The sequence below is a fragment of the Streptomyces sp. NPDC050658 genome, assembly GCF_044457025.1.
GTDB lineage: Bacteria > Actinomycetota > Actinomycetes > Streptomycetales > Streptomycetaceae > Streptomyces.
Genome location: NZ_JBITGM010000024.1, coordinates 1 through 19,986 on the forward strand (window position 1 = coordinate 1; position 19,986 = coordinate 19,986).

Consider the following 19,986-nt stretch of genomic DNA (forward strand, 5'->3'; position numbering starts at 1 on the left):
GCGTTGGTGGGTCCCATGGGGCGTACGTCCAGGGGGCGTTGGGACATGTTGGCGGGGGTGGTGCCGTTGACGGTGATGCTGGTGGAGGGGACCACGCAGTGTGTGGAGAAGCTGAATCCGTGGATCGACACGTTCCAGGGGCTCGCGGATCCGGAGTCCTTCACCGCGAGGGTGTTCTGTGCGGCGTCGGGGGTGCTGGGAACGGGCATCAGGCCGGTCTCGGCCTTGGTCAGCAGACGCCCGTCCTTCGGGAGCATCTGGGTGACGAAGTCGTCCCAGGACAGCCAGTCGGGGTCGCTGGGCTTGTCACCGAAGGGGAAGGACGGGTGGATGCCGAACGGCAGCTTCACCGATACTTCTCCGCCGAAGGGCGGAAGCCACACGGAGCCCGTACCGGATACTTCCACCTTCTTCTGAATGACCCACAGTTTGACCTGGCCGCCGATTCTCGCCTGTATGGAGATGCTGGCGTAGAAGGGGGACCACTGGACCATGAAGTCGATGGACAGCGTGAAGTAGATCTTCAGCTCGACTTTCCAGATCTTCCCGGTGAGGCTGATGTCCCAGGCGCCGCCGGCTGCCATGCCGGCGTTGGAGAACATCAGATATGCCTTGATCGACGACTCGAAGTCGACGATTCCGAGTACGTTTTCCTTGTAGGTGATTCCGACTCGCTGCGGGGCCGGCGGGTATCCGGGCGGTGTGCTGAAGTTGGACGGGTATCCGCCCGCGGTGAGCACCCACTGTCCCTTGTTCTTTCCGCCGATGTATGCGTAGAAGTCTATTCCGCCGGAGGGGCTGAACCATTTTTCGTTGATGATGTAGCTGCCGGGGGCGAGAGTGGCGCCGAATGCCACGAGTTCGGATGAGACTTCGGCTTCCAGGGCGGCCTTGACCTTGAACAGGCCCTTGAAGGACACCATGTCCAGGGTGCCGATCAGGGCGGCTGCCCAGTTGCCGCCCTGCGGAATGGAGACAACCGCAAGTCCCCAGATGTTGAACACCTCGACGATGTTCGCCGCGATCCCGGCCGCGAACCAGAACCCACCGTCCTGCGGTGTGATCCACGTGAGATGGACGTCCTGGTCCGGCGTCGTCAGCTTGTTCACGATCTCCAGAGGGCTGTTGGCGCCTCCGGCACCGGCCGTGAGCGTCGTCACGAGCGGGAACTTCAGCACCTTGGCAGGATCCGGCACGTGCAACTGGCAGCCCAGCCCGAGGCCGAAGCAGACCCCCGTCAGCATCACGCCGGGGAATACCTCAATTCCTTCGGGTGGAGTCCCTTTCGTGGTGGATGTCATCTGCATCAGCGCATAGAAGAAGATCAGGGGATAATCGGCGAGCGCCTCGCCGGTGGTCTGGTCCACCTGCCCTGATTTCGCCCGTGCGTAAGCGCCAAGGGCCTCAACGTTCAGTCCGGGGATGGATACCGCCATTCCCCCCTCGGCGAGAAAGTCGTACTCCGCCCTGTTGCGGATGACGGCAAAACCACCGGAGATCTGGACGGGGTCCCTCACGTAATCCAGGCCGAGCCCGTCCGGCCAGCCCCCGGCCAGCGACCAGGAGTAGTCAGGGTGGATCACAATGCCGAGATGGAACCCCAGCACCTCCAACGTGACCCCGTCGCCCTCCACCTGCCCCTTGTCGTTCGGCTTCCCGCCGAACGACACAGTGCCGTCCAGCCACACGACGAGCTTGAAGGCCCCGCCATCGGTCGTCTCGTAGGTGATTCCGATTCGACGCAGATAGAACTTGCTTAACGCAACACCCAGATTGGCCCACGAAGGTTCGGAGTTCGCGGTGAGATAGGGAATCACAACCTGCAGGTCGAAGGAACCTTCGAGTGAGGTGAATCTAATACCCGCTCCGAGCTTGAGGCAAATGAAGGCGAACCCGGGAGTCTTTTTGAAATCCAGATCGACCGAGTTCTCTATATTGGAAGAGGGGAAGCTGAGCGGGCAGTCCGATTTTAGTTTCGTGAGGTTCTTGTTTAATGCCTTGATGTCGGCTTCGGTCAGTGTGCCCGTGGATAGACCTGTGCCGACGTAATCCAGCTCGATGTCGTAATCGGTCAGCACGCCACCACCGATAAATGCCACGAGTGACAAGTAGGCCTGAGGGACAGCGTTGGGATCGTGCTTACTGGCGGACAGCAGAATGTAGACGGGGCCCACGTCTTTCTCTTTGACGCCGCCCAAGATGAAGAGGGACTGCTTGTCTCTTGATTCCCCGTAAACCACCAGGGGATTATCTGGATCGTCGATGCTCCCTATCTGCTGCGTACTCACCGAGGGCACCAGAGAGACCTGCGGCATGGCGTCGGCAGCATGGGGATCAGGCAGCGGGATTCCGTAGGCCTGCAGAATTTGGGATATGGTTTGTTCGCTTGCTTCAATGCTCGTCATGCCGTACCTCCGACAACATGCCGTCAGCCGTCACCCTGCAATTGGATAGGAGCGGCGTCTCACCTTTCGGATCCGTGCGGATACACGGTCCTACCCATCCCTATAGATCACGGGCTCGAGCTTCCCCCTCGGCGCGTACGCAGAACGTTTATGGCCCTTGTCGTGCGACGGGCGGAGACTCGTGGCAGGTCAGCAGGCCCGCGCCGGTGCTCGGCGAGCATCGGCAACTCGACTGCCGCGTGCGCCGGTGCCGGACGTGCGCCAACCCTGGAAGTGGGCATACCTAAGGGAGGCGACTCTCGCTGAGGCCTGAGGCGCCGCTGCGTCCAGGGACGTTGGGCCCCACCCCTGTGGCCCCGTTCCGCGTGCGCTCACCGTCTGGTCGGGCAACGCTGGCGGTATGACCGAGCAGCTGCCCGTCCTCGTGTCCCCACCTTCCGCCGCAGGGGGGCGGCGCGTGCGCATGGACGGACAGGTCCTGGGTCGGGCACACAACGTCGGCGACCTCGTGGAACTCCTGCGCCGGGCCGGGATGGACGACGCCGACGCCTTCATCGTCGAGACGGCCATGTTCATTGACTGGCGTGGTGGGGGACCTGAAGTCTGGTCCCGGCCTCAAGGCAACGGCCCGGCACCGCCTGACTAGGGCAGGCGGTGGGCACGGAAGTGAAGGCCCGTGCACCGGGGGTTCCCCGGTGCACGGGCCTTCGTCAGACTCCTCGGTGGCGCCGTTCCTGAGGAAGGACGAAAGACCGTGCCCCGCAATGCCTCAGGAGATGTTGTCCACGCAAGTGGCTCCGTTGAGAGTGAAGGTGTTGGGGGGAGCGAAACTGTTGGTGTACCGCCCGTAGGCGAGGGCGATACGTGGGGCGGAAGTGTTGGGGTCGATCCCCGGGCGGAACGAGTACTTCGTGATCGTCGCGTCCTTACCGGACTGTGAGTAGTTGCCGCCGATCGCCCATTTCGGATCGATGCGTTGATCGCCTCGGAAGGCGAACCCTAAGGTCCAGTCGGCGATTTGACGGGTGCCGATGTTCTTGATGTCGATCCGTGCGGTGTACGTCTTCAGCGTGTCGTTATGGCTGTCGGCGTAGATGATCTCGCAGTTGGGGGTGATGGTCCAGGTGAAGGTGGTGGACGCGGCGGAACCAATCGTGTCCGTGGCGGTGACGGTCACGGTGTAAGTGCCGGGGCTGGTGGGTGTGCCGGAGACGGTGGCGGCAGAGCCCATCGACAGGCCGGGCGGCAGAGCGTTGGTGCTGTAGGTGAGGTCGTGTTCCGGGGCGGAGGCCGTCGCGTCGATCTGCAGATCGGTGATCGGTGTTCCTGCCTCAGAAGTCTGGTCGCCCGGGTCGCTGATCCTGGTCGTGCCGCTGGTCGCGATGTCGAAGATGTGCAGGGCGCTGGTGCCTTCCGGCGGTTGCTCGGTTTGCGCCGGGGGGCAAGGTGACGGACTCGATCGTCTTGTCCGGGTCGAGAGGAACGGTCACCGAGAAGATATTGGCGCTGGCGTCCGGGTGTCTGTTCTTGGTGTTGTCCGGCAAGTTCTGGTAGTCGGCGTGGATGGCCAGTCGGCTGCCGCTCGACGGGCAGGGCGTCCACCAGTCTGCTGAGTTGAGCGTGTAGCTCTGGGTGTCGCCGTCCGTGTATGTGATGGTTCCGGTACCTGAAACGGGTCCGTAACTGGCCGACAGCAGGAAGCCCAGGGTTGTTCCGGGGCTGGAAACGTTGATCTTCTGTCCCTGGGCCACCAGGTTGTCCGGCTTGTCCGCCGGTTCGTCGGCGCCGGACGGATGGCCTCGGAAGGTGAACTTCATCCCGGACGAGACGATGGTTGATCCGGGAGTCGCGCCGACCTTGCTCAACGCGTCGGCGGAGAAGCTGGAGCCGGTGCCGTCGAAGTTCCCCGGATCGGTGTTGTTGTCCGCCGTGATGCCGACGTTGTTGTAACACGCCTCCACGCTCGGGCAGGCCTCCGCCGCAACCGCCGACGAGCGCGGCCCGGCAAGAACGAAGCCACCCGCAAGCAGCGTCGCGACAAGGGCCAGTCGCGCACCCTTCTTCAGATGACCTAATCGAAACCAATTGGGCAGCCAGTTTTTGTGCACTCTCATCACGTTTCCTGCCTGTGCCGGTTCGTGCTTCGATGCGCTGTTGGAGCTGTCATTCCAGCCTCCTGACGGCTGGTTCCTTCGCCTCTCCCCGCAGGCGCCCCCTCATAAGTACGGCCTTCATCCCGCTCCCTCCCCGGAGCGGGCTTCATCACCTCTCCGGCCGTACAGCGGGTGTCCGCGGGGCTTCCCGAAGGCCTGCCCGAACCAGCCGACGTTCGTCAGCGCGCCGTGTCGTGCTCGCGGAAGTCCACGACGTTCGGGATGCCGGCGGCCGGGAGGTAGGGGGACCTGGGATGGCGCTTCTGCCAGTCCGCCCAGAGCTTGTCGATGAAGGCGTGGTGCAGCCAGAACACCGGGTCGTTGGGGGGCGTTGGGGGGGGGGAGAGACTCCGGTAGCCATCCGGCCGCTGACCCAGACGTGCACCCGGTTGTGCAGATTGACGCCGCGCCAGCCTTCGAGATGGTTGCGAGCGGCGCAGAAAGCCGCGCCCATCGGCCCGAGGCGAATGCGAACGGGCCGTCCATCACGTGGCCGTCGCTGACGTCGACCGGCGCAGGGACACACTCCCGCCGCGTCCCAGCCGCAGTCCGGGTGGACCGTGCTGGCGGCCGCCGTCGGTCGCCGACAAAACACCGGCGGAGGCCGCCCCCCGTCAGTGAAGCGGGGTCTGGACCAGCATCGTGGTCGGTGACCTACTGAACCTCAGTGATACCGGCCGGATCAAGTCTCAAGGCTGGCCAACTCACCCCCGCTGAATGGGGGACGAAGCGTCATACCGTCGTGGGAGATGGGCTGTCCGCCGCCTATGACCGCTGCCCCAGACGGGCCGCCTTCCGTGGTGCCCGTGTGCGGAGCCGGATTCCGATGCCCTGTCCCCCCCCGCTCGGCCACGACGCCGTACGACGCTGGGTCCGTCAGGAGATGTGCCCCAGAGCCAGCGAGGGCTACCTCTCGCAGGGAGACATACAACATTGCAGAAATGCTCAAGATGAGGATTTCGCAATGCGGCCGATCTGCGACCTCGGGAAAGGGGTAAATGATGTCGAATTCATGGGAGAGGAATTACTTCATCACCATCTATAATAAAACGCCCGAAGTGCTCAGGAAGAAGGAGCAGCATCTCGATCATGGTGTTTGGGGGTACGGGGGTCTGGGCCCGAGCCTCCGAACACCATCGACGCCGAGACAGGCAAGGCGTATTTCGAGAACCGTTCCGACGGAATTGCGACAGGAGCGGAAGGGTACGTCATATACGCCACGAGTGCGGGAGACTTCAAGGTTTCCTGGGACAATCCGTACTGGGGTTCCGACAAGAGTTCCGCCTCGTGTCCGAGTGGATATAGTTATGACCTTCACGACACCCGTGGCGATCAAGCGGAATTGACAGTGAGTTTCTACCGAGAGCGGCCAGTTATTACGTGAAAGCGGCAGTGAGGCGTAAACACGCGGAGCCAACCGTCGCCCGCGAGGGTGATCGCTGCCGCATGCTCCGCCCCGCCCGACGGCCCCTAGTTGCGCTCCAGGATGAGGATGATCGAGGTGCTTTTTCCCGCTGACGCCAGAAACGCTTGCGGCAGTGCGAAACCGTCCAGCCGAGTGAGGTGGATGCGGCTCTTCGTGCAGGGCGCAGCACGACTTACGGCACCCGGTCTGCGACGCAAGCCTGCGTCGATGCACGGTCTGGGCTCTCCTCGAGGTCATCCTGAACTGATGTCGAGACTTATGTGCCGGTGGGTGAAGCGGAGTACCCCGGCGTTCACACGGGGTCCGGCGGATTTATGGATCCGTCGCTGCACCACGATCCTTGCCACGATCCTTGTGCTCGGGGTGACGGCGCTCAGCGCAGTGCTGATGTCGCCCGCGCCGGCTTCGGCTGATCCGGCACAGGCGTTCAGCCGAGTTTTCACGGCGAACACCAACGGAGCGATTGTCATCCGCGGCAACTCTTTGATGTCCTGCGAATCAAGGGATCCTGTCTGCGAAAACGTACGTGACAGGACGGCAGACCCCACTCGGATCAGCAATAATGCACATCAGATGGCATTCGTGGACTCCGATGCGGATTCCTCAACATTCAACTCCTCCAGTTCTGCCGTCCAGCTTCCGGGGAAGTCCACTGTCCTCTTCGCGGGTCTCTACTGGAGTGGGGATACCGCGCCAGGTACCGCTGCAGCCCCCGATGCGACCGCCAGGAACACCATGCGTCTCAGTGTTCCCGGTGGCCCATACCATACGGTCACGGCTGATCGGTTCGACGAGGCGAATACAACTCAGAATGAGGTATACCAAGGGTTCGCCGACGTGACCGCGCTTGTCGAGCAAGCCGGAAGCGGCTCTTACACGGGGGCAAATGTGCAGTCCGCCCCTGGCTATGATCGTTACGCCGGCTGGGCGCTGGTCGTCGTTTACGAGGACGCCACGGAACCGATCCGCAACCTGGCCGTTTTTGACGGATTCAGTGTCGTTCGGGGAGGCGCTACGCCTGCCGACGGTGTTCGACTGCAGATTTCCGGCTTCCATACACCGCCCACGGGAGAGGTGAAGTCACACATCGGGGGTGTGGTTTATGAAGGTGACGCAACTCCAAGTGGCGGCGATCAGATGCTGGTCAACTCGACTCCGATCACGACCGGAGGGGATTCAGTCGACAATGCCTTCGCCAGCTACGCCAGAGAGCTGACCTCAGAATATCCGGGACGCGTACCCTCGTATTCCAACATGATGGGCATGGACGTTTTCCAAACGGACACGCAGGGAACCATCGGGAATCAAGAGAATAGTGCCGTCATCGACATGAAGACGAGCTCTGACACCTTCTACACCGGCGTACTGACACTGGCAACAGAACTGAGCGTGCCCCAACTTGACGTGACGAAAAGACGTGTCGGCGCGAGCGGCGTAAACGCAAAGCCTGGCGATGAGATCGACTACGAGATCAACATTCGCAACAGCGGCTCCGATGCCGCAGTGGATTCCGTACTGAGTGACGCCGTTCCCCGCTACGCCCACTACGTCCCCGGGAGTGCTTCGATCAACGGCACCGCCCTCACGGACGCCAGGGGAGATGACGAAGGCGACTTTCACGCCGTCGGAGACAGGGGGCGTCTGATCCTCCGTGTGGGCGGCGGCGCGAGCGCTACCGAGGGCGGCCGCCTTCCTGCCGAGGGCAGGGCCACGGCGAGATTCCGTGTGAGGGTCGACGACGATGCTCCGCATGCCGTGGACATCAACAACGCGGCCGCAGTCGGGTACACCGGCGAATTGACGGGCAGAGAATTCAGCGCCACCAGCAACACAGTCCGGGTAACCGTCTCGGCACCAAGCGTCGATCCAAGCAGTCCCAGTGCCACCCCATCGCCCGCGCCGTCGTCGCCCCCGGGTCCGACGTCGGCACCTCCGCCCGGTCCGACGTCAGCACCTCCGCCTGGGCTGCCGTCGGCCTCTGCGCCGGGGTTGCCACCGAGGGGAACGGACGGCCGGACCGTCGCCCCGCCGGGCGCCACCAGCCCCGCGACCAGCCCCGTTGTCACTCCGCCGACGGCTGATGCGTCCACGCCGCCCCAGCCGACCCAGCCGCCGCCCTCGAAGGACGGCGCGGATGCCGGAGCGGGCTTGAGCAGCGAAGCGGGTTCGGGTGCCACCCCAGGGAAGCATCTTCCGATTGAACCCATCGGAAGCGCGCAGTTCATTCTCCTCCTTGCCGTTCCTGGCATCGTCGTGCTGCTTCTCTTGTTCGCGCGATGGGGCAACAACAGGAGGCATGATTAACGAAACCTCTTTCTCTCTGACTCTCTCCGGCCATGCATTCATGTCTGTTTCGGTGAAGTAATCACTACACTCTTGGAGTTTCCCATGGGAATGACGCTGACCATTTTGGGAGTTTCTCTCGTTGTTACGATAGCCATTTCTGTGGTTTTCCGGTGGCATCAAATACGGTCTTCGGATGCCTCCGGCGAGAGTCCGGACGTATCGGGATTACCTCAATATACGTCGTCCTGGGTAGGGGTTATCTATGCCATGACTCTTGGGCTTGCCATTGTGGGAGCGTGGGACTCGTGGAGCAGTGCACACGCCTCCGTTAGGGATGAGGCGTCCGCTCTCCGGAGTGTCGCCATTTCTGCTGGAAGTTTTCCCCCGCAATCAAGAGATCGAATTAATCATCAACTTTCTGAGTACGCCACTGAGGTGGTCCAGAACGAATGGCGGCTGATGGCGCGTGAAGGAGCCATGAGCGTCCAAGCGGGTCATCGGCTGAGTGAATTGCGTGAGACGTATGCGAACGTCAAACCCCGGACCGCCTACCAAGAGAAGGCTCAGCAAGTTGGAATGGACGGGATTGACGAAGCCGCGGCCGCGCGGCAAACCAGATCGGACGTCCTCCGGTCAAAGTTGGATCCGCTCGTCTGGTTGGGGCTTCTCGCGGGGGCCGGACTCGTCATGGCGTTCACTTTTTCCTATCCGGCCACTAGGGGCTGGGGGCAGACGTTAATGGTGACTGCCATGGCAGGAATGATGGCCTTTATGATCATGGTCATCTACTTCATGGACTCGCCGTTCACGGCCGGCATGCGGGTGAGCAACGGTCCATTCGTCGAGTTCATCTAAGACGAGTTCACCTAGGGCGAGTTCATCGCGTACGACCAGAGGAGCGGTCGCGGCGGGTGAGAGGGCTGGCAGGGGCAGGCGACGCTGCCCTACGGGCGAGGGCAAACAGCGGGGCACGCACCTATACCAGTACATGACCACACCTGTCGCCCCCCGTTACCTCGGTCGCACGGTCGGCCACCCGATCACCGCCGACGCCCTCGACACGGTGGCCGTCCCCGACGAAGTCCAGCACGTCGCCTACCGCACCAGCGAACTCGCTGCTCTGTGCCCGGTCACCCAGCAACCCGACGTCTACGACGCCACGATCACCTACACCCCACGCGGCCGCTCCTTGGAGTCCAAGGCGTTCAAGCACTACCTGTGGTCGTTCCGTGACCAGGGCATCTACTGCGAGACGCTCGCCGCGACCATCGCCCGCGACCTGTCCGCCGTCCTGAATGCCGCCGTCACGGTCGATCTGCGTCAGCAAGTCCGCGGTGGACTCACTCTCTCCGCAACGGCAACGGCAACGGCAATGGCAACGGCAACGGCAACTGCGAGTGCGAGTGCGAGTGCCACTGCCACCACCGACAGGGAGGCCTGATCATGGCCCCCGCCCACCTTGCCGTCCTCACCTTCTCCGGCGGAATGGACTCCACGACCCTCAGCGCCCACTACCACCACAGCGGCCACCAGCTGCTCCTGCTGTCCTTCGACTACGGCCAGCGGCACATGCGCGAGCTGGAGGCGGCCCGCCGAATCGCCGCGCACTACCGCGCCGAACACCACGTCATCGACCTCTCCGACGTCGGCGCCCTGATGCCCGGCAGCGCCCTGACGGACCAGACGGTGAACGTCCCGGAGGGCCACTACGCCGCAGAGACGATGCGGTCCACCGTCGTCCCCAATCGCAACGCGATCATGGCCAATGTCGCCGTCGGTATCGCCAGCGCGCGCGGCGCCGCAGTCGTCGCGCTCGGCATCCACGCCGGTGACCACGCCATCTACCCGGACTGCCGCCCCGCCTTCCTCGATGCCCTCCGGGCCTCCGTGACGGCCGCGCTGGACGGTTTCCCCACCCCCACCGTGGAAGCCCCGTTTCTCCACATGAGCAAGACGGACATCGCCCGCCGCGCCGCCGACCTCGATGCCCCCCTCGCCCTGTCCTGGTCCTGCTACCAGGGCGGTGACCTGCACTGCGGCCGATGCGGCACCTGCGTCGAGCGGAGGGAGGCGTTCGCCGACGCGGGCCTGACCGACCCCACCACGTACGCGGCGATCAACGAGGAGGCCGGCTGATGCCCCACCATGTCAGCGTCCGTCACAACTTCGAGACGGCTCACCGCCTGCCGCACCTGCCCGGCAAGTGCACCAACCTGCACGGTCATTCTTGGTGGGCGGAGATCACGATCACTGACCCGGAGCTGCCGCCCGACGGATTGATCGTGGAGTTCGGCAGCCTCAAGAAGGAAGTGCGCCGCTGGATCGACCAGCACCTGGACCACGGAGCCATGCTTGGCACCCAGGACCCTCTGCTGTCCGTGCTGCGCTCCCACGGTTCCAAGGTGTACGAGGTGACCGGCTGGCCAACCGTAGAAGCCACCGCAGAGCTGCTCGCCCACGTCGCCCAGGACGTCCTCCAGAATCTGGAGCGGTCGCAGCACGCCCACGTCTCCCGCGTCCACGTCACCGAGACGCACGTCAACGGCGCCACGTGGACCGCGCCCGACCCGGCCGGGGCCGTCGAGTGAGCGCCGACACCGTCACCGTTGACACCGCCGACACCCTTGTCATCCGGGAAGTGTTCGGCCCGACCGTGCAGGGAGAGGGACCGTCCTGCGGGCGGCGCTGCTCGTTCATCCGCCTCGGCGGCTGCAACCTCAGCTGTACCTGGTGCGACACCCCGGAGACCTGGGACGCGGACCGCTTCGATCTGCGCGCCACCCTCATCCGCACCTCCGTCGCCGACATTGTCACCCGGGCGCTCCAGGGCGCCCCCGCCATGGTTGTGATCACAGGCGGCGAACCCCTGCTCCACCAGAAGACCGACGGCTGGCGATCCCTGCTCGGCGCACTTGTCCTGTCCGGAGTGGAGATCGAGGTGGAGACCAACGGGACCCGGGCCCCGACCGGGCAAACGGCCCGCTGGGTGACGCGGTTCAACGTCTCGCCCAAGCTCGCCCACGCCGGCGGCCCGACTCACAAACGGATCCGCCCCGGTGCCCTCTGCGCGCTGCTGGACACCCGGAAAGCCGTATTCAAGTTCGTTTGCCGGGGAGTGCCGGACATTCACGACGTAGAGGCGTTGACCGCGGCGCACGGCATCCCGCCCCACCTGGTGTGGATCATGCCCGAGGGCTACGACAACGCGACGATCACAGCCCGCCTCGGCGGCATCGCGGACCCGGCCATCGCCGCCGGATTCAACCTGAGCACCCGCCTCCACGTGCTCACGTGGGGTGACGAGAAAGGCCGCTGACCCATGACGCAGCAGACCGATCAGCCCATGGGCCTACAGACCGCACTCGGCGCTGCCGCACTCCAGGCCGGCGTCCGCGCCTGGCTGGAGGCCCGCGGCCTGGACGCCGATGCCCCAGGTCTGGTGGACACCCCGGCCCGTGTGTTGCGGGCACTCACCGAGATGACCGCCGGCTACGACGAGGATCCCGCCCAGCACCTCGCCCGCACCTTTCCGGCCGAGCACGCCGGTACGCCCATCGTCGTCACCGGCGTGCCGTTCACGTCTCTCTGCGCCCACCACCTGCTCCCCTTCACCGGCACCGCCGACATCGCCTACCAGCCCGCCATCGGGGCGCCCGTGGCCGGCTTGTCCAAGCTTCCGCGCGTCCTGGACGTGTACGCCCGCCGCCTCCAGACCCAGGAAGACCTCACCCGAGAGGTGACCGAAGCCCTGGACAAGCACCTGGCCCCCCTCGGCTCCGCCTGCATCATCCGCTCCGAACACGGCTGCCTGGCTCACCGCGGCGCCCGCAAACCCGGCTCCGTCATGGTCACTGCGAGTTACACCGGCCGCTTCTTGGAAGACGCCCAGGCACGGGAGGAGCTGCACCGGCTCATATCCGGCTGACCCGCCTGTGCGAACGGGCTGACCCGCCTGTGCGAACCGATAGTCGCCTGCCGCGAGCGGGGGTCCGCCCACACCGATGCGGTCGGTCCTGTCGTGCCGATGACGATCCGTCGGTACCTGACGGCACCGACGGATCGTCATCGTGTACGGACTCGGGTGTGGGTTCTACCAGCTGATACGGGCTGCGCCATTGCCTCCCTGACCACCGTTGTTGCCACGAGTGCCGGGGCTTCCGTGATCGCCGCCCTTGCCACCGGTGCCGATGCCGTTGCCGAGCTGGTTATAAGGCACGCTGGGGTCGTTGCTGGAGAACGGTTCGAAGACAGTTACGGCGGGAGGATATTTGCTCAGTCCCTGAGCGCCGCCGCCGCCCCCGCCTCCGCCGCTGTAGCTGTCACCGTTGCCGGCACCGCCCCCGCCCCCGCCTCCGCCGCCAGCGAATCCGCCGTCGCCGGCACCGCCGCCCCCGCCTCCGCCCCCGCCGTAACTGTCGCCGCCGCCCCCGCCCCCGCCGCCTCCGCCACCGCCGGAGCCGGCGTTGCCGACGCTGGCGCTGCCGCCACCACTGCCGCCGTCGCCGTCGCCGCCACCACCGGCGGTGCCGTCGCCGTAGCCGCTGCCACCGCCACCGCCACCGGCGTTGCCCGTACCACCGGCGTTGCCGTAGGCGCTGGGTCCGCCGCCCCCGCCGCCACCTCCGGTGGCACCCGCGCTGGAGCCGTCGTTGCCGGTGTGGCTGCCACTGCCGCCGGCGCTGCCGCCTTGGCCACCCGTGGAGGACCCGGCCCCCTGGCCGCCGCCCCCGCCGACGCCGCCGCCCCCGCCTGCGCCAACGGCACCGTTGCCAGCGCCGCCGTTACCGCCGACGTTGCCGCTGTCACCGGCGCCGCCGCCGGCACCCCCACCGCCACCGCCCCCAGCGATGAGGGACGGACTCTGGGTGGGATAGCAGGTGTATCCGCCGGGTGTGCCGATGGTGATGGTGAGAGGGCTTGGCGGGGCGGGGGTGATGGTCTGGCGGAGGTAGGCGCCGGCGCCGCCGGACCCCCCGTCGCCACCGTTGACATCTCCTCCGCTGTATACGGTGCTGCCTCCACCTCCGCCTGCGCCTCCAGGGCCCCAGAGTTCAAGGGTGATGCTGTCCACGCCCTCGGGGACGGCGAAGCTCTGGTTGCTGGTGTCGGTGATGAGGGACATGGCCGGTGTTTCGGTGCTGAGGGTGAAGGGGCACCAGTCGCTGCCTGTGCCGAAGGAGCCCTTGTCCTGGGACTGGCCGTTCTGCTCGCTGTCCGTTTTCAGGATTTGGGTGGTGGCCCAGAAGGGGCTGCCGGCGGTGGTGAGGGCGGTGGCGAGTCCCGTGGGCAGTCCGTCGAGTTTCCATACGGTGTTGATTGCGGCCGGATTGTTGCCGCCTTGGTCGTAGGTGTCGGCGTCTACGGAGACGCAGTTGGTGGTGTCGTGGTCGAAGAACCAGATCTTGCCGGAGTCACCGTCCTTGGGTGAGTAGAGTGCGGCCCGGATTCGCTGGAAGGCGAAGGCGGGGTTGTTGTCGGAGCTGCCGAAGACCTGGGAGATCGGCTCGGCGTAGGTGTCCGTGTCGCGGATCTTGTACGTCGGCTGGTGGACGGACATCTTGCGGACGAGGCCGCCCTGGAACAGGTAGATCTCGGCCGGGTTGTCCAGGCAGAGTGCGGCGTCCAGGGGCTGGCTGCCGTCCAGGCTCGCACCACCGCTGGCGGTGAACGGGTCGACGTTGAAGAGGTCCGTGAGCGTGCCCGACTCTGCCGGGGCGTCGCCCCACCAGGGTTTGCCTTCAGAGGGGTCCCAGGCGTACCGGTCGTAGGTGTGCTGGCCGTTCGCCTTGTACAGGCCGAAGAGGCTGGCTTCCACCGTTTGGACGTCCTGACCCCACGGAATATGCGCGGGTGCGGAGAAGACTGCGTCATACGCTTGCATCGCAAGGTGTCCCTTCCGTGACACTTGCAGGCCCTGACAGCCAGGACCCCGCCCAGTCGTATGTCGCTGCCACACGTCCATCCCCTCGATGCCGCCGCTGAAGGGTCCCCGCGCCGCCGCTGAAGGCCCCCGAGCTCGCCTCAACGGGCTGGGATTTCCTGGTGATCGAGGCGGGCTGGCCGCCGGGCGCCGCCCGGAAACCTGGCCGGTCACGAAGAGTCACCTGCGGGCCGCCACGGCAGAATGCCGAGCTGCGGCCGTGCCCCATGCAGCCGACCCGCAATGGCATGCCTGAGCAGATGAGTCCGGCCGTCTCCGGACTTCTTCGAATGGCGTGTCTGCCGATTCGAGGTGACCCTGGGAGCTGAGTTATCCGCTTCGAGGAGGCGTTCCCGGAGATCGTCCCCGAAGTAACTTCTCTGGAGGAGACTATGCTCGTACCGTTACGGCGCCTTGCCTTAGCGTTGACCCTTTGTTTTTCTGTGTTAGTCGGCGCGAGCGCTTGTGCCGCCGACACCCGCAGCGCTGCGCAGGACACCAACGGTGTCGCCGCCCCGAGCCCCAGGCCGACCACTGAGGAACGAAAGCTCGCCAAGACCCGCTTCGTTGTGGACGCCGGCCTTGCCGCAGGCGCTACGTATGAGTGGATCTGGAAGCCGCACAAGGCGGGCAAGTTCAAGAAGGGTCATCCCGGTCGCACGATGGCCCTCGTCAAGGCCAGTCTCGCCGGCGCGTTCGCATACAACCGGCTCAAGGCGGCGGTCGCCAATGCCAAGGCCGACCCCGCCCTTTCCAGGGCTCTCGCACCGCTCATCGGGGGCATTGATGGTCTGAAGAACTTGCCTCACGATTTCCACAGGCACGACAACGCCGACCGGACGGTGAACAGTTACCAGGACGTCATGGACAAGGTGAAGAACGCCGGGGCGCTGAATGGCGCCACGGTCCACAACCGGATCCCGTCCGCCCACCAGCTGATGAGCTACAACTAGTCACATAGGCCTGAGTTCCGCAGTCACAGCAATTCACCGGCTCTGGCCTCAAGGGGCGGGACCCTCCGGGCATGGCTCGCCGGGTCCCGCCCTCACGTGGATCCCTGCCGGGCCGTCCTCGATCCGCATCGACGCGCGGCAAGGTGCGACGCGAACTGTGGTATTCACGTTGGGCGTTCGGCACTCTCGCTCGGCGCTCGGCGCTCGGCGCTCGGCGCTCGGCGCTCGGCGCTCGGCCAGGCACGGACCGGACTCACCCCGGCGACGCAGGGAAGGCCAGTTCGGTCCAAATGGTCTTGCCGGAACGGGTGTAGCGCGTTCCCCACCTCTGCACGAGCTGCGCGACGATGAACAGGCCGCGCCCGCCTTCATCCTCATCTCCGCTGTGGCGCAGGTGCGGTGAGGTGTGGCCCCTGTCCGCGACCTCGCACAGGAGGGTGCGGTCACGGATGAGGCGCACTTGGATCGGCCCTTCGGCGTACCTGACCGCGTTGGTCACCAGTTCACTGACGACGAGCTCGGTCGCGAACGACAGTTCCTCGAGCCCCCATTGGCGAAGCTGCCGCGTCGCCAGGTCCCGGGCACGGCGCGCGGTGACCGGTTCCGCGGGCAATTCCCACTCGGTGACGTGCGAGGGGTCGAGTTCGCGGGTGCGGACGAGCAACAGGGCGGTGTCGTCGGCGGTCATGCCGCTCGGCAGGAGCTCCGCCACGGCCCGGTCGCACAGTTCCTCGAGCGACGCGTGCCGGTCGCTGAGTACCTGACCCAAGGTGTTGAGTCCGTAGTCGATGTCGCGGTCGCGCGCCTCGACCAGGCCGTCGGTGAAGAGAGCCAGCAGGCTGCCCACCGGCAGCTCGATCTCCATCGACTCGAACGGCAGACTGCCGAGGCCCAGCGGCGGGCCGGCCGGCAGATCGGGGAAAGTGGGCCGCCCGTCCGGCGTGACGATCGCCGGCGGCAGGTGCCCGGCCCTGGCCATGACGCAGCGCCGGGACACCGGGTCGTAGACCGCGTAGAGGCAGGTGGCCCCGGTGGTCACATCGTCGTAGGCCCCGTCGGGCGTTCCCAGCTCGCCGGGCTGCTCCTCCGCCGACTGCGCCACCAGGTCGTCGAGCCGTGTCAGCAACTCGACGGGATCCATGTCCATTTGGGCGAACGCGCGTACGGTCGTACGCAATCGGCCCATGGTGGCGGCTGCCTGCAGACCGTGGCCGACCACGTCCCCGACCACGAGCCCGACCCGGGTTCCGGAGAGTGGAATGACGTCGAACCAGTCGCCGCCGACCCCTGTCACACCGTCCCTGGGCAGATAGCGATAGGCGCGGTAGGCGGCTGACGGCTCGGGCACGCTTTGGGGCAGCAACTGGCGTTGCAGAGCCAGGGACGCGGTGCGCTCACGGGTGAAGCGGCGGGCGTTGTCGATCGATACGGCCGTACGGGCGACCAGCTCATCGGCCAGGGCCACTTCGCCGCTGTCGAAGGTGGCCGAGCCGGTGTCGCGGGCGAAGGTGACGAGTCCCAGCGTGCTGTTCCCGGCCCGCAGTGGTACGACCAGGGTTGTGCCGTCGAGCACGGGTCCACCAGAGGCGAGGCTGCGGCGCTGCGGGGAACCGGGCGGGTACTGCACGGGGGATGGGGCCGCTTGGGAGGGGGGAGTGGCGCGCCCGACATCATCAGCGGGGTCGTCGGCCTGGTCGGCCCCGGCCGCCCCGCGGCCAGCAGGCTGCTCTACCGCACCTGCCCGGTCGGCTTCCCTTGCAGAGCAGCGGGCGACTCGCACCAGTGACGTCGCCGCCGCGCCGCTGGTGGCCGGTACGCCACCTTCCAGTACCGCCTTCGCCAGGTCGACGACCACCGTTGCGGCGAACTCCGGGACCGCCACCTCGGTGATCTTCTCGGCGGCGACCCGCACGTCGAGGGCGGTTCCGATCCCCCTGCCCGCCTCGACCAGCAGGGCAAGGCGACGCTGGGCCTTGTAGCGCTCGGAGATGTCGAACGCGTCCTCGCATACTCCGATGACGCGTCCGTCGGCGTCCTGGAGCCGGTAGTAGGCGCAGGTCCAGAGGTGGTCCGTCTCCGGGTCGCTCGGCGGCCGGCCCTTGAAGTGCAGGTCCAGGAATGGTTCTCCGGTGTCCAGTACGTGACGCATGACCGCTTCGAGCGTGGGCGGATGCCCCTTGGTCACGAACTTCCCGTCTGCGTACAGCTGATCGGCCCGCAGGCCCCGGAACTCGGCGAACGGTCGCCCCATCTCTCGTTCGTACGCCGTGTTGCACCACGCCAGGCGTAGGTCGGTGTCGTAGATGCCGAGGCCGACGGGCGACTGGGTGGCCAGGCCCTGTAACAGGGCCTGCCGGGATTCCCACTGCCGGAGATCCTTCAGCTCCGTCGCGACGAGGACGTGCGCGGCCGGGCCTGCGCCGGGCAGGGGGCACACCGCCGTGGCGACGATCAGCTCACGGCCGTTGCGGTGCTGGGCGATGTGCAGCTCGTTCCCCCGCAACTCGGGAGACAGATGGTGGGCAGGGGGTTTCGGGCCGGGTGACAGGAACGTGGCCAAGGGCCGGCCGACGACGTCCTGCGGGCGATATCCAAGGAGTTGCTCCGCCGCGGGGCTCCATCCGATGACCACGTCCTGGGCGTCGACGACAGCCGTGGCCGCCCTGGTGACGTCGAGGGGTCCACGAAAGTCAGCATCTTGATCCGTGTTCCATGTCGTCATGCCGCCACACCAGCCCCGTTCATGCCCTACAGACTCCGCTGTCTCTGGGACAGGCACAACTGCGGTACGCCCATCCGGTTCGCCCCATGTACCCCTGGTCAAGCGGCACGAGAAGGGGATCGAGGCCCGGCTTCTTCCTTCGACTCGCCACTGTTGCCTGACAGCGGATACGGTAGGTACAGGCAGATATAGATAGCCTTATTAACTATCCGTATATCCAAGAAACTTTAATGAGAACCGCCGTCACGGCGCGTCAGCAGTCTATTCGGGTACGCCTCATCGAGGCGCTCACCATCAAATCCAGTGCGTATTGCCTAGCGTGGTCCGAGTTACCCTCTCGTGGTCCGAGCGGATTTCCTCGACCCGGCGTAACTGCTGACTGCTCGCTCATCGGTCATCGATGAGCGCCGTGAACTACTCGCAACCCTCACAGCGGGCTCGCTGCTCGCAACCCTTACAGCGGACTCGCGACACCGACGGCGGCTGGCCGCCGCCGCGACGCGCGGTGGCCGCCAGTCGTCCATTCAACTTCCCCATATTTCTGTCGACTTGAACGGGACGACGGCGACATGAAGGGCCGGTGGTCCATGAAGGCAGGCGTAAAGGGGGCGCGACTCACCTTGGCGGTCGCGGCGGCGGGCGCACTGGCGTTCGGAACGGCAGTACCCGCGAGCGGCACCTCAGCCGCTGCCGGCGTTCCGGCACCACAGCCGTCGTACGCGGCCACCACCGGGGTAGGAGTCCACAACGCCTACGAGAAGTCGAAGTATCCGTACTTCGCCGACGCACTCGACACGGGTGCCGCAATGCTCGAAATCGACGTGTGGACCAATCCGTTCGGCAACGGCTGGCGGGTCTCGCACACCAACCCGGTGGGGAACAACAACAACTGCGAGAACGCCGTCAGCGCGTCCGAGTTACGCACCAAGCCGCGCAACCAGAGGCTGACCGGGTGTCTCGCGGACATCAAGAGCTGGCACGACGCTCACCCCAGCCACCGGCCCATCCTCCTGAAGGTTGAGCTGAAGGACGGCTTCTGGCGCAAGAGCGGGCGCGGCCCCGGCGATCTCGACGACCTCCTCAAGAGTTACCTCGGCAACGCCGTCTACCGCCCCGGCCAGCTCACCGCGGACCACATCACCCTCGATCAGGCCGTACGCAGCGACGGCTGGCTGCCCCGGCGAAGCGATCTGGACGGCACGTTCATCATCGAACTCATCCCCGGCACCGCCGAACGCGCCAACCCCGCCGACACCCTGTGGACCGACCGCGAGTACGCCACCCATCTGCGCGACCTCGCGGCGGCCGGCCGCCTGGGCGAGGCCGCCGCCTTCCCCGCGGTGCTCGGCGCCGAGCCGGGCGACCCACGCGAACGCTACAAGGATGCGACGATCCGGCCCTGGTTCGTGGTGTTCGACGGCAACGCGTCCACGTACGCGAGCGACACCATCGACACCAAGTGGTACGCCGAGCGGAACTATCTGGTCGTCATGACCGACCCTCACGACGTGCCCCCGCGCATCGACTCCGTGAAGCCGCCCCCTGCCCAGGCGCAAGACCGCGTCGCCCTGCTGGCGTGCAGCGATGCCAGCATCGTGTCGTCGGACTGGTACGCACTGCCCGACGTCCTCTCCACGGTCCTGACCCGTGGTTAGCCGTCGCGCAGCATCCTCCCTCTCCTGGCCCCGACGCCCTGGCCGCGCAACTAGACCGGCCCGGCCGCCTCGTCGCCGCACCCGACAGCGCCCAGAAGACACCCGAACAGAACGGACTTGAGCGATGATCTGTTACGACTGCCACACCCAAGCCCGAGCGACAACGACTGCTGTCGCCTTATGCCGCCGCTGCGGGGCGGCCCTCTGTGCCCATCACACACAAATCCGCCCGGACACCCTGCACCGGATAGTCGGCATGGGAGTGTCCACGGGACCACGGGCAGCTCGCCGCATCACTTGTACCACCTGTCACATGGCGGAAGTGGGTGTCGTCACGGGGACGATCAGATGACACAGCAATGGGACTTCTCCCGTGGGCGTTTAGACAGTGAGGGGATTGGTGGTGTAGAGGCCTTGGGTGATGCGTGTTTGGAAGCGGTTGAGCGCATCGTTGGTGTGGGGGCTG

The 19,986-nt window shown here is 65.8% G+C and carries 16 protein-coding genes and 1 pseudogene; 11 read left to right on the plus strand and 6 right to left on the minus strand.

Annotated features, from left to right (window positions below; genetic code table 11):
• The coding region (locus ACIBKX_RS40430) for a DUF6603 domain-containing protein (RefSeq protein WP_363277937.1) at positions 1-2,405 on the minus strand (2,405 nt) is incomplete at its 3' end.
• Positions 2,406-2,805: 400 nt separating this feature from the next.
• Here ACIBKX_RS40430 and ACIBKX_RS40435 point away from each other — a divergent pair.
• Positions 2,806-3,051 (plus strand): hypothetical protein, encoded by a 246-nt coding sequence (locus tag ACIBKX_RS40435; RefSeq protein WP_363277938.1) that lies wholly within the window; start codon positions 2,806-2,808, stop codon positions 3,049-3,051.
• Between the two features lie 123 nt (positions 3,052-3,174).
• Here ACIBKX_RS40435 and ACIBKX_RS40440 read toward each other — a convergent pair whose 3' ends face one another.
• The 3 genes and pseudogenes from ACIBKX_RS40440 to ACIBKX_RS40450 all read right to left on the minus strand — a co-directional run.
• On the minus strand, positions 3,175-3,804 hold the full coding sequence (locus tag ACIBKX_RS40440; protein WP_363277947.1) for a putative Ig domain-containing protein: 630 nt from the start codon (positions 3,802-3,804) through the stop codon (positions 3,175-3,177).
• Positions 3,737-4,519: a hypothetical protein gene (locus ACIBKX_RS40445; RefSeq protein ID WP_363277939.1), complete on the minus strand. Its 783-nt coding sequence runs from the start codon at positions 4,517-4,519 to the stop codon at positions 3,737-3,739. The genes ACIBKX_RS40440 and ACIBKX_RS40445 overlap by 68 nt, the downstream gene beginning before the upstream one ends.
• A 218-nt stretch (positions 4,520-4,737) precedes the next feature.
• A pseudogene (locus ACIBKX_RS40450) lies at positions 4,738-4,991 on the minus strand (tyrosinase family protein); the annotation flags it as partial.
• Between the two features lie 1,356 nt (positions 4,992-6,347).
• Here ACIBKX_RS40450 and ACIBKX_RS40455 point away from each other — a divergent pair.
• The 7 genes from ACIBKX_RS40455 to folE all read left to right on the plus strand — a co-directional run bounded on the left by ACIBKX_RS40455 (position 6,348) and on the right by folE (position 12,195).
• A complete protein-coding gene (locus ACIBKX_RS40455; protein WP_363277940.1) occupies positions 6,348-8,288 on the plus strand; it encodes a hypothetical protein in 1,941 nt (646 codons plus the stop codon).
• Between the two features lie 417 nt (positions 8,289-8,705).
• A complete protein-coding gene (locus ACIBKX_RS40460) occupies positions 8,706-9,125 on the plus strand; it encodes a hypothetical protein (RefSeq protein WP_363277941.1) in 420 nt (139 codons plus the stop codon).
• 133 nt (positions 9,126-9,258) lie between these two features.
• Positions 9,259-9,711 (plus strand): hypothetical protein, encoded by a 453-nt coding sequence (locus tag ACIBKX_RS40465; RefSeq protein ID WP_363277942.1) that lies wholly within the window; start codon positions 9,259-9,261, stop codon positions 9,709-9,711.
• 2 nt (positions 9,712-9,713) lie between these two features.
• The gene (queC, locus tag ACIBKX_RS40470; RefSeq protein ID WP_363277943.1) at positions 9,714-10,406 is read left to right on the plus strand and encodes a 7-cyano-7-deazaguanine synthase QueC; all 693 of its coding nucleotides are present in this window, start codon (positions 9,714-9,716) and stop codon (positions 10,404-10,406) included.
• Entirely contained in the window at positions 10,406-10,858 is a 453-nt protein-coding gene (locus ACIBKX_RS40475; RefSeq protein ID WP_363277944.1) for a 6-carboxytetrahydropterin synthase, read from the plus strand. The genes queC and ACIBKX_RS40475 overlap by 1 nt, the downstream gene beginning before the upstream one ends.
• Positions 10,855-11,586, plus strand: coding sequence for a 7-carboxy-7-deazaguanine synthase QueE (locus ACIBKX_RS40480; RefSeq protein WP_363277945.1), 732 nt, complete (start codon positions 10,855-10,857; stop codon positions 11,584-11,586). The genes ACIBKX_RS40475 and ACIBKX_RS40480 overlap by 4 nt, the downstream gene beginning before the upstream one ends.
• A gap of 3 nt (positions 11,587-11,589) precedes the next feature.
• Positions 11,590-12,195 (plus strand): GTP cyclohydrolase I, encoded by a 606-nt coding sequence (gene folE / locus ACIBKX_RS40485; protein WP_363277946.1) that lies wholly within the window; start codon positions 11,590-11,592, stop codon positions 12,193-12,195.
• A gap of 165 nt (positions 12,196-12,360) precedes the next feature.
• Here folE and ACIBKX_RS40490 read toward each other — a convergent pair whose 3' ends face one another.
• A complete protein-coding gene (locus ACIBKX_RS40490) occupies positions 12,361-14,085 on the minus strand; it encodes a hypothetical protein (RefSeq protein WP_399377335.1) in 1,725 nt (574 codons plus the stop codon).
• Between the two features lie 497 nt (positions 14,086-14,582).
• Between ACIBKX_RS40490 and ACIBKX_RS40495 the strand changes: the two genes are divergently transcribed.
• Positions 14,583-15,143 (plus strand): hypothetical protein, encoded by a 561-nt coding sequence (locus ACIBKX_RS40495; RefSeq protein WP_363278020.1) that lies wholly within the window; start codon positions 14,583-14,585, stop codon positions 15,141-15,143.
• Between the two features lie 253 nt (positions 15,144-15,396).
• On the opposite strand, the gene ACIBKX_RS40500 is transcribed toward ACIBKX_RS40495, so the two are convergent.
• A complete protein-coding gene (locus ACIBKX_RS40500; protein WP_363278019.1) occupies positions 15,397-17,865 on the minus strand; it encodes a SpoIIE family protein phosphatase in 2,469 nt (822 codons plus the stop codon).
• A gap of 587 nt (positions 17,866-18,452) precedes the next feature.
• Between ACIBKX_RS40500 and ACIBKX_RS40505 the strand changes: the two genes are divergently transcribed.
• Both ACIBKX_RS40505 and ACIBKX_RS40510 read left to right on the plus strand, forming a co-directional pair.
• Positions 18,453-19,520, plus strand: a complete 1,068-nt coding sequence (locus ACIBKX_RS40505) for a phosphatidylinositol-specific phospholipase C domain-containing protein (RefSeq protein WP_363278018.1) — start codon at positions 18,453-18,455, stop codon at positions 19,518-19,520.
• 124 nt (positions 19,521-19,644) lie between these two features.
• Positions 19,645-19,872, plus strand: coding sequence for a DUF2180 family protein (locus tag ACIBKX_RS40510; protein ID WP_363278017.1), 228 nt, complete (start codon positions 19,645-19,647; stop codon positions 19,870-19,872).
• Positions 19,873-19,986 lie beyond the last annotated feature (114 nt).

Excerpts from the sequence above, each read along its gene's own strand:
- ACIBKX_RS40495 (WP_363278020.1), top strand. The coding sequence starts at position 14,583 with ATGCTCGTACCGTTACGGCGCCTTGCCTTAGCGTTGACCCTTTGTTTT.
- ACIBKX_RS40475 (WP_363277944.1), top strand. The coding sequence starts at position 10,406 with ATGCCCCACCATGTCAGCGTCCGTCACAACTTCGAGACGGCTCACCGC.
- folE (WP_363277946.1), top strand. The coding sequence starts at position 11,590 with ATGACGCAGCAGACCGATCAGCCCATGGGCCTACAGACCGCACTCGGC.
- ACIBKX_RS40505 (WP_363278018.1), top strand. The coding sequence starts at position 18,453 with ATGAAGGCAGGCGTAAAGGGGGCGCGACTCACCTTGGCGGTCGCGGCG.
- ACIBKX_RS40500 (WP_363278019.1), bottom strand. The coding sequence starts at position 17,865 with ATGACGACATGGAACACGGATCAAGATGCTGACTTTCGTGGACCCCTC.
- ACIBKX_RS40445 (WP_363277939.1), bottom strand. The coding sequence starts at position 4,519 with ATGAGAGTGCACAAAAACTGGCTGCCCAATTGGTTTCGATTAGGTCAT.
- queC (WP_363277943.1), top strand. The coding sequence starts at position 9,714 with ATGGCCCCCGCCCACCTTGCCGTCCTCACCTTCTCCGGCGGAATGGAC.
- ACIBKX_RS40435 (WP_363277938.1), top strand. The coding sequence starts at position 2,806 with ATGACCGAGCAGCTGCCCGTCCTCGTGTCCCCACCTTCCGCCGCAGGG.
- ACIBKX_RS40510 (WP_363278017.1), top strand. The coding sequence starts at position 19,645 with ATGATCTGTTACGACTGCCACACCCAAGCCCGAGCGACAACGACTGCT.
- ACIBKX_RS40465 (WP_363277942.1), top strand. The coding sequence starts at position 9,259 with ATGACCACACCTGTCGCCCCCCGTTACCTCGGTCGCACGGTCGGCCAC.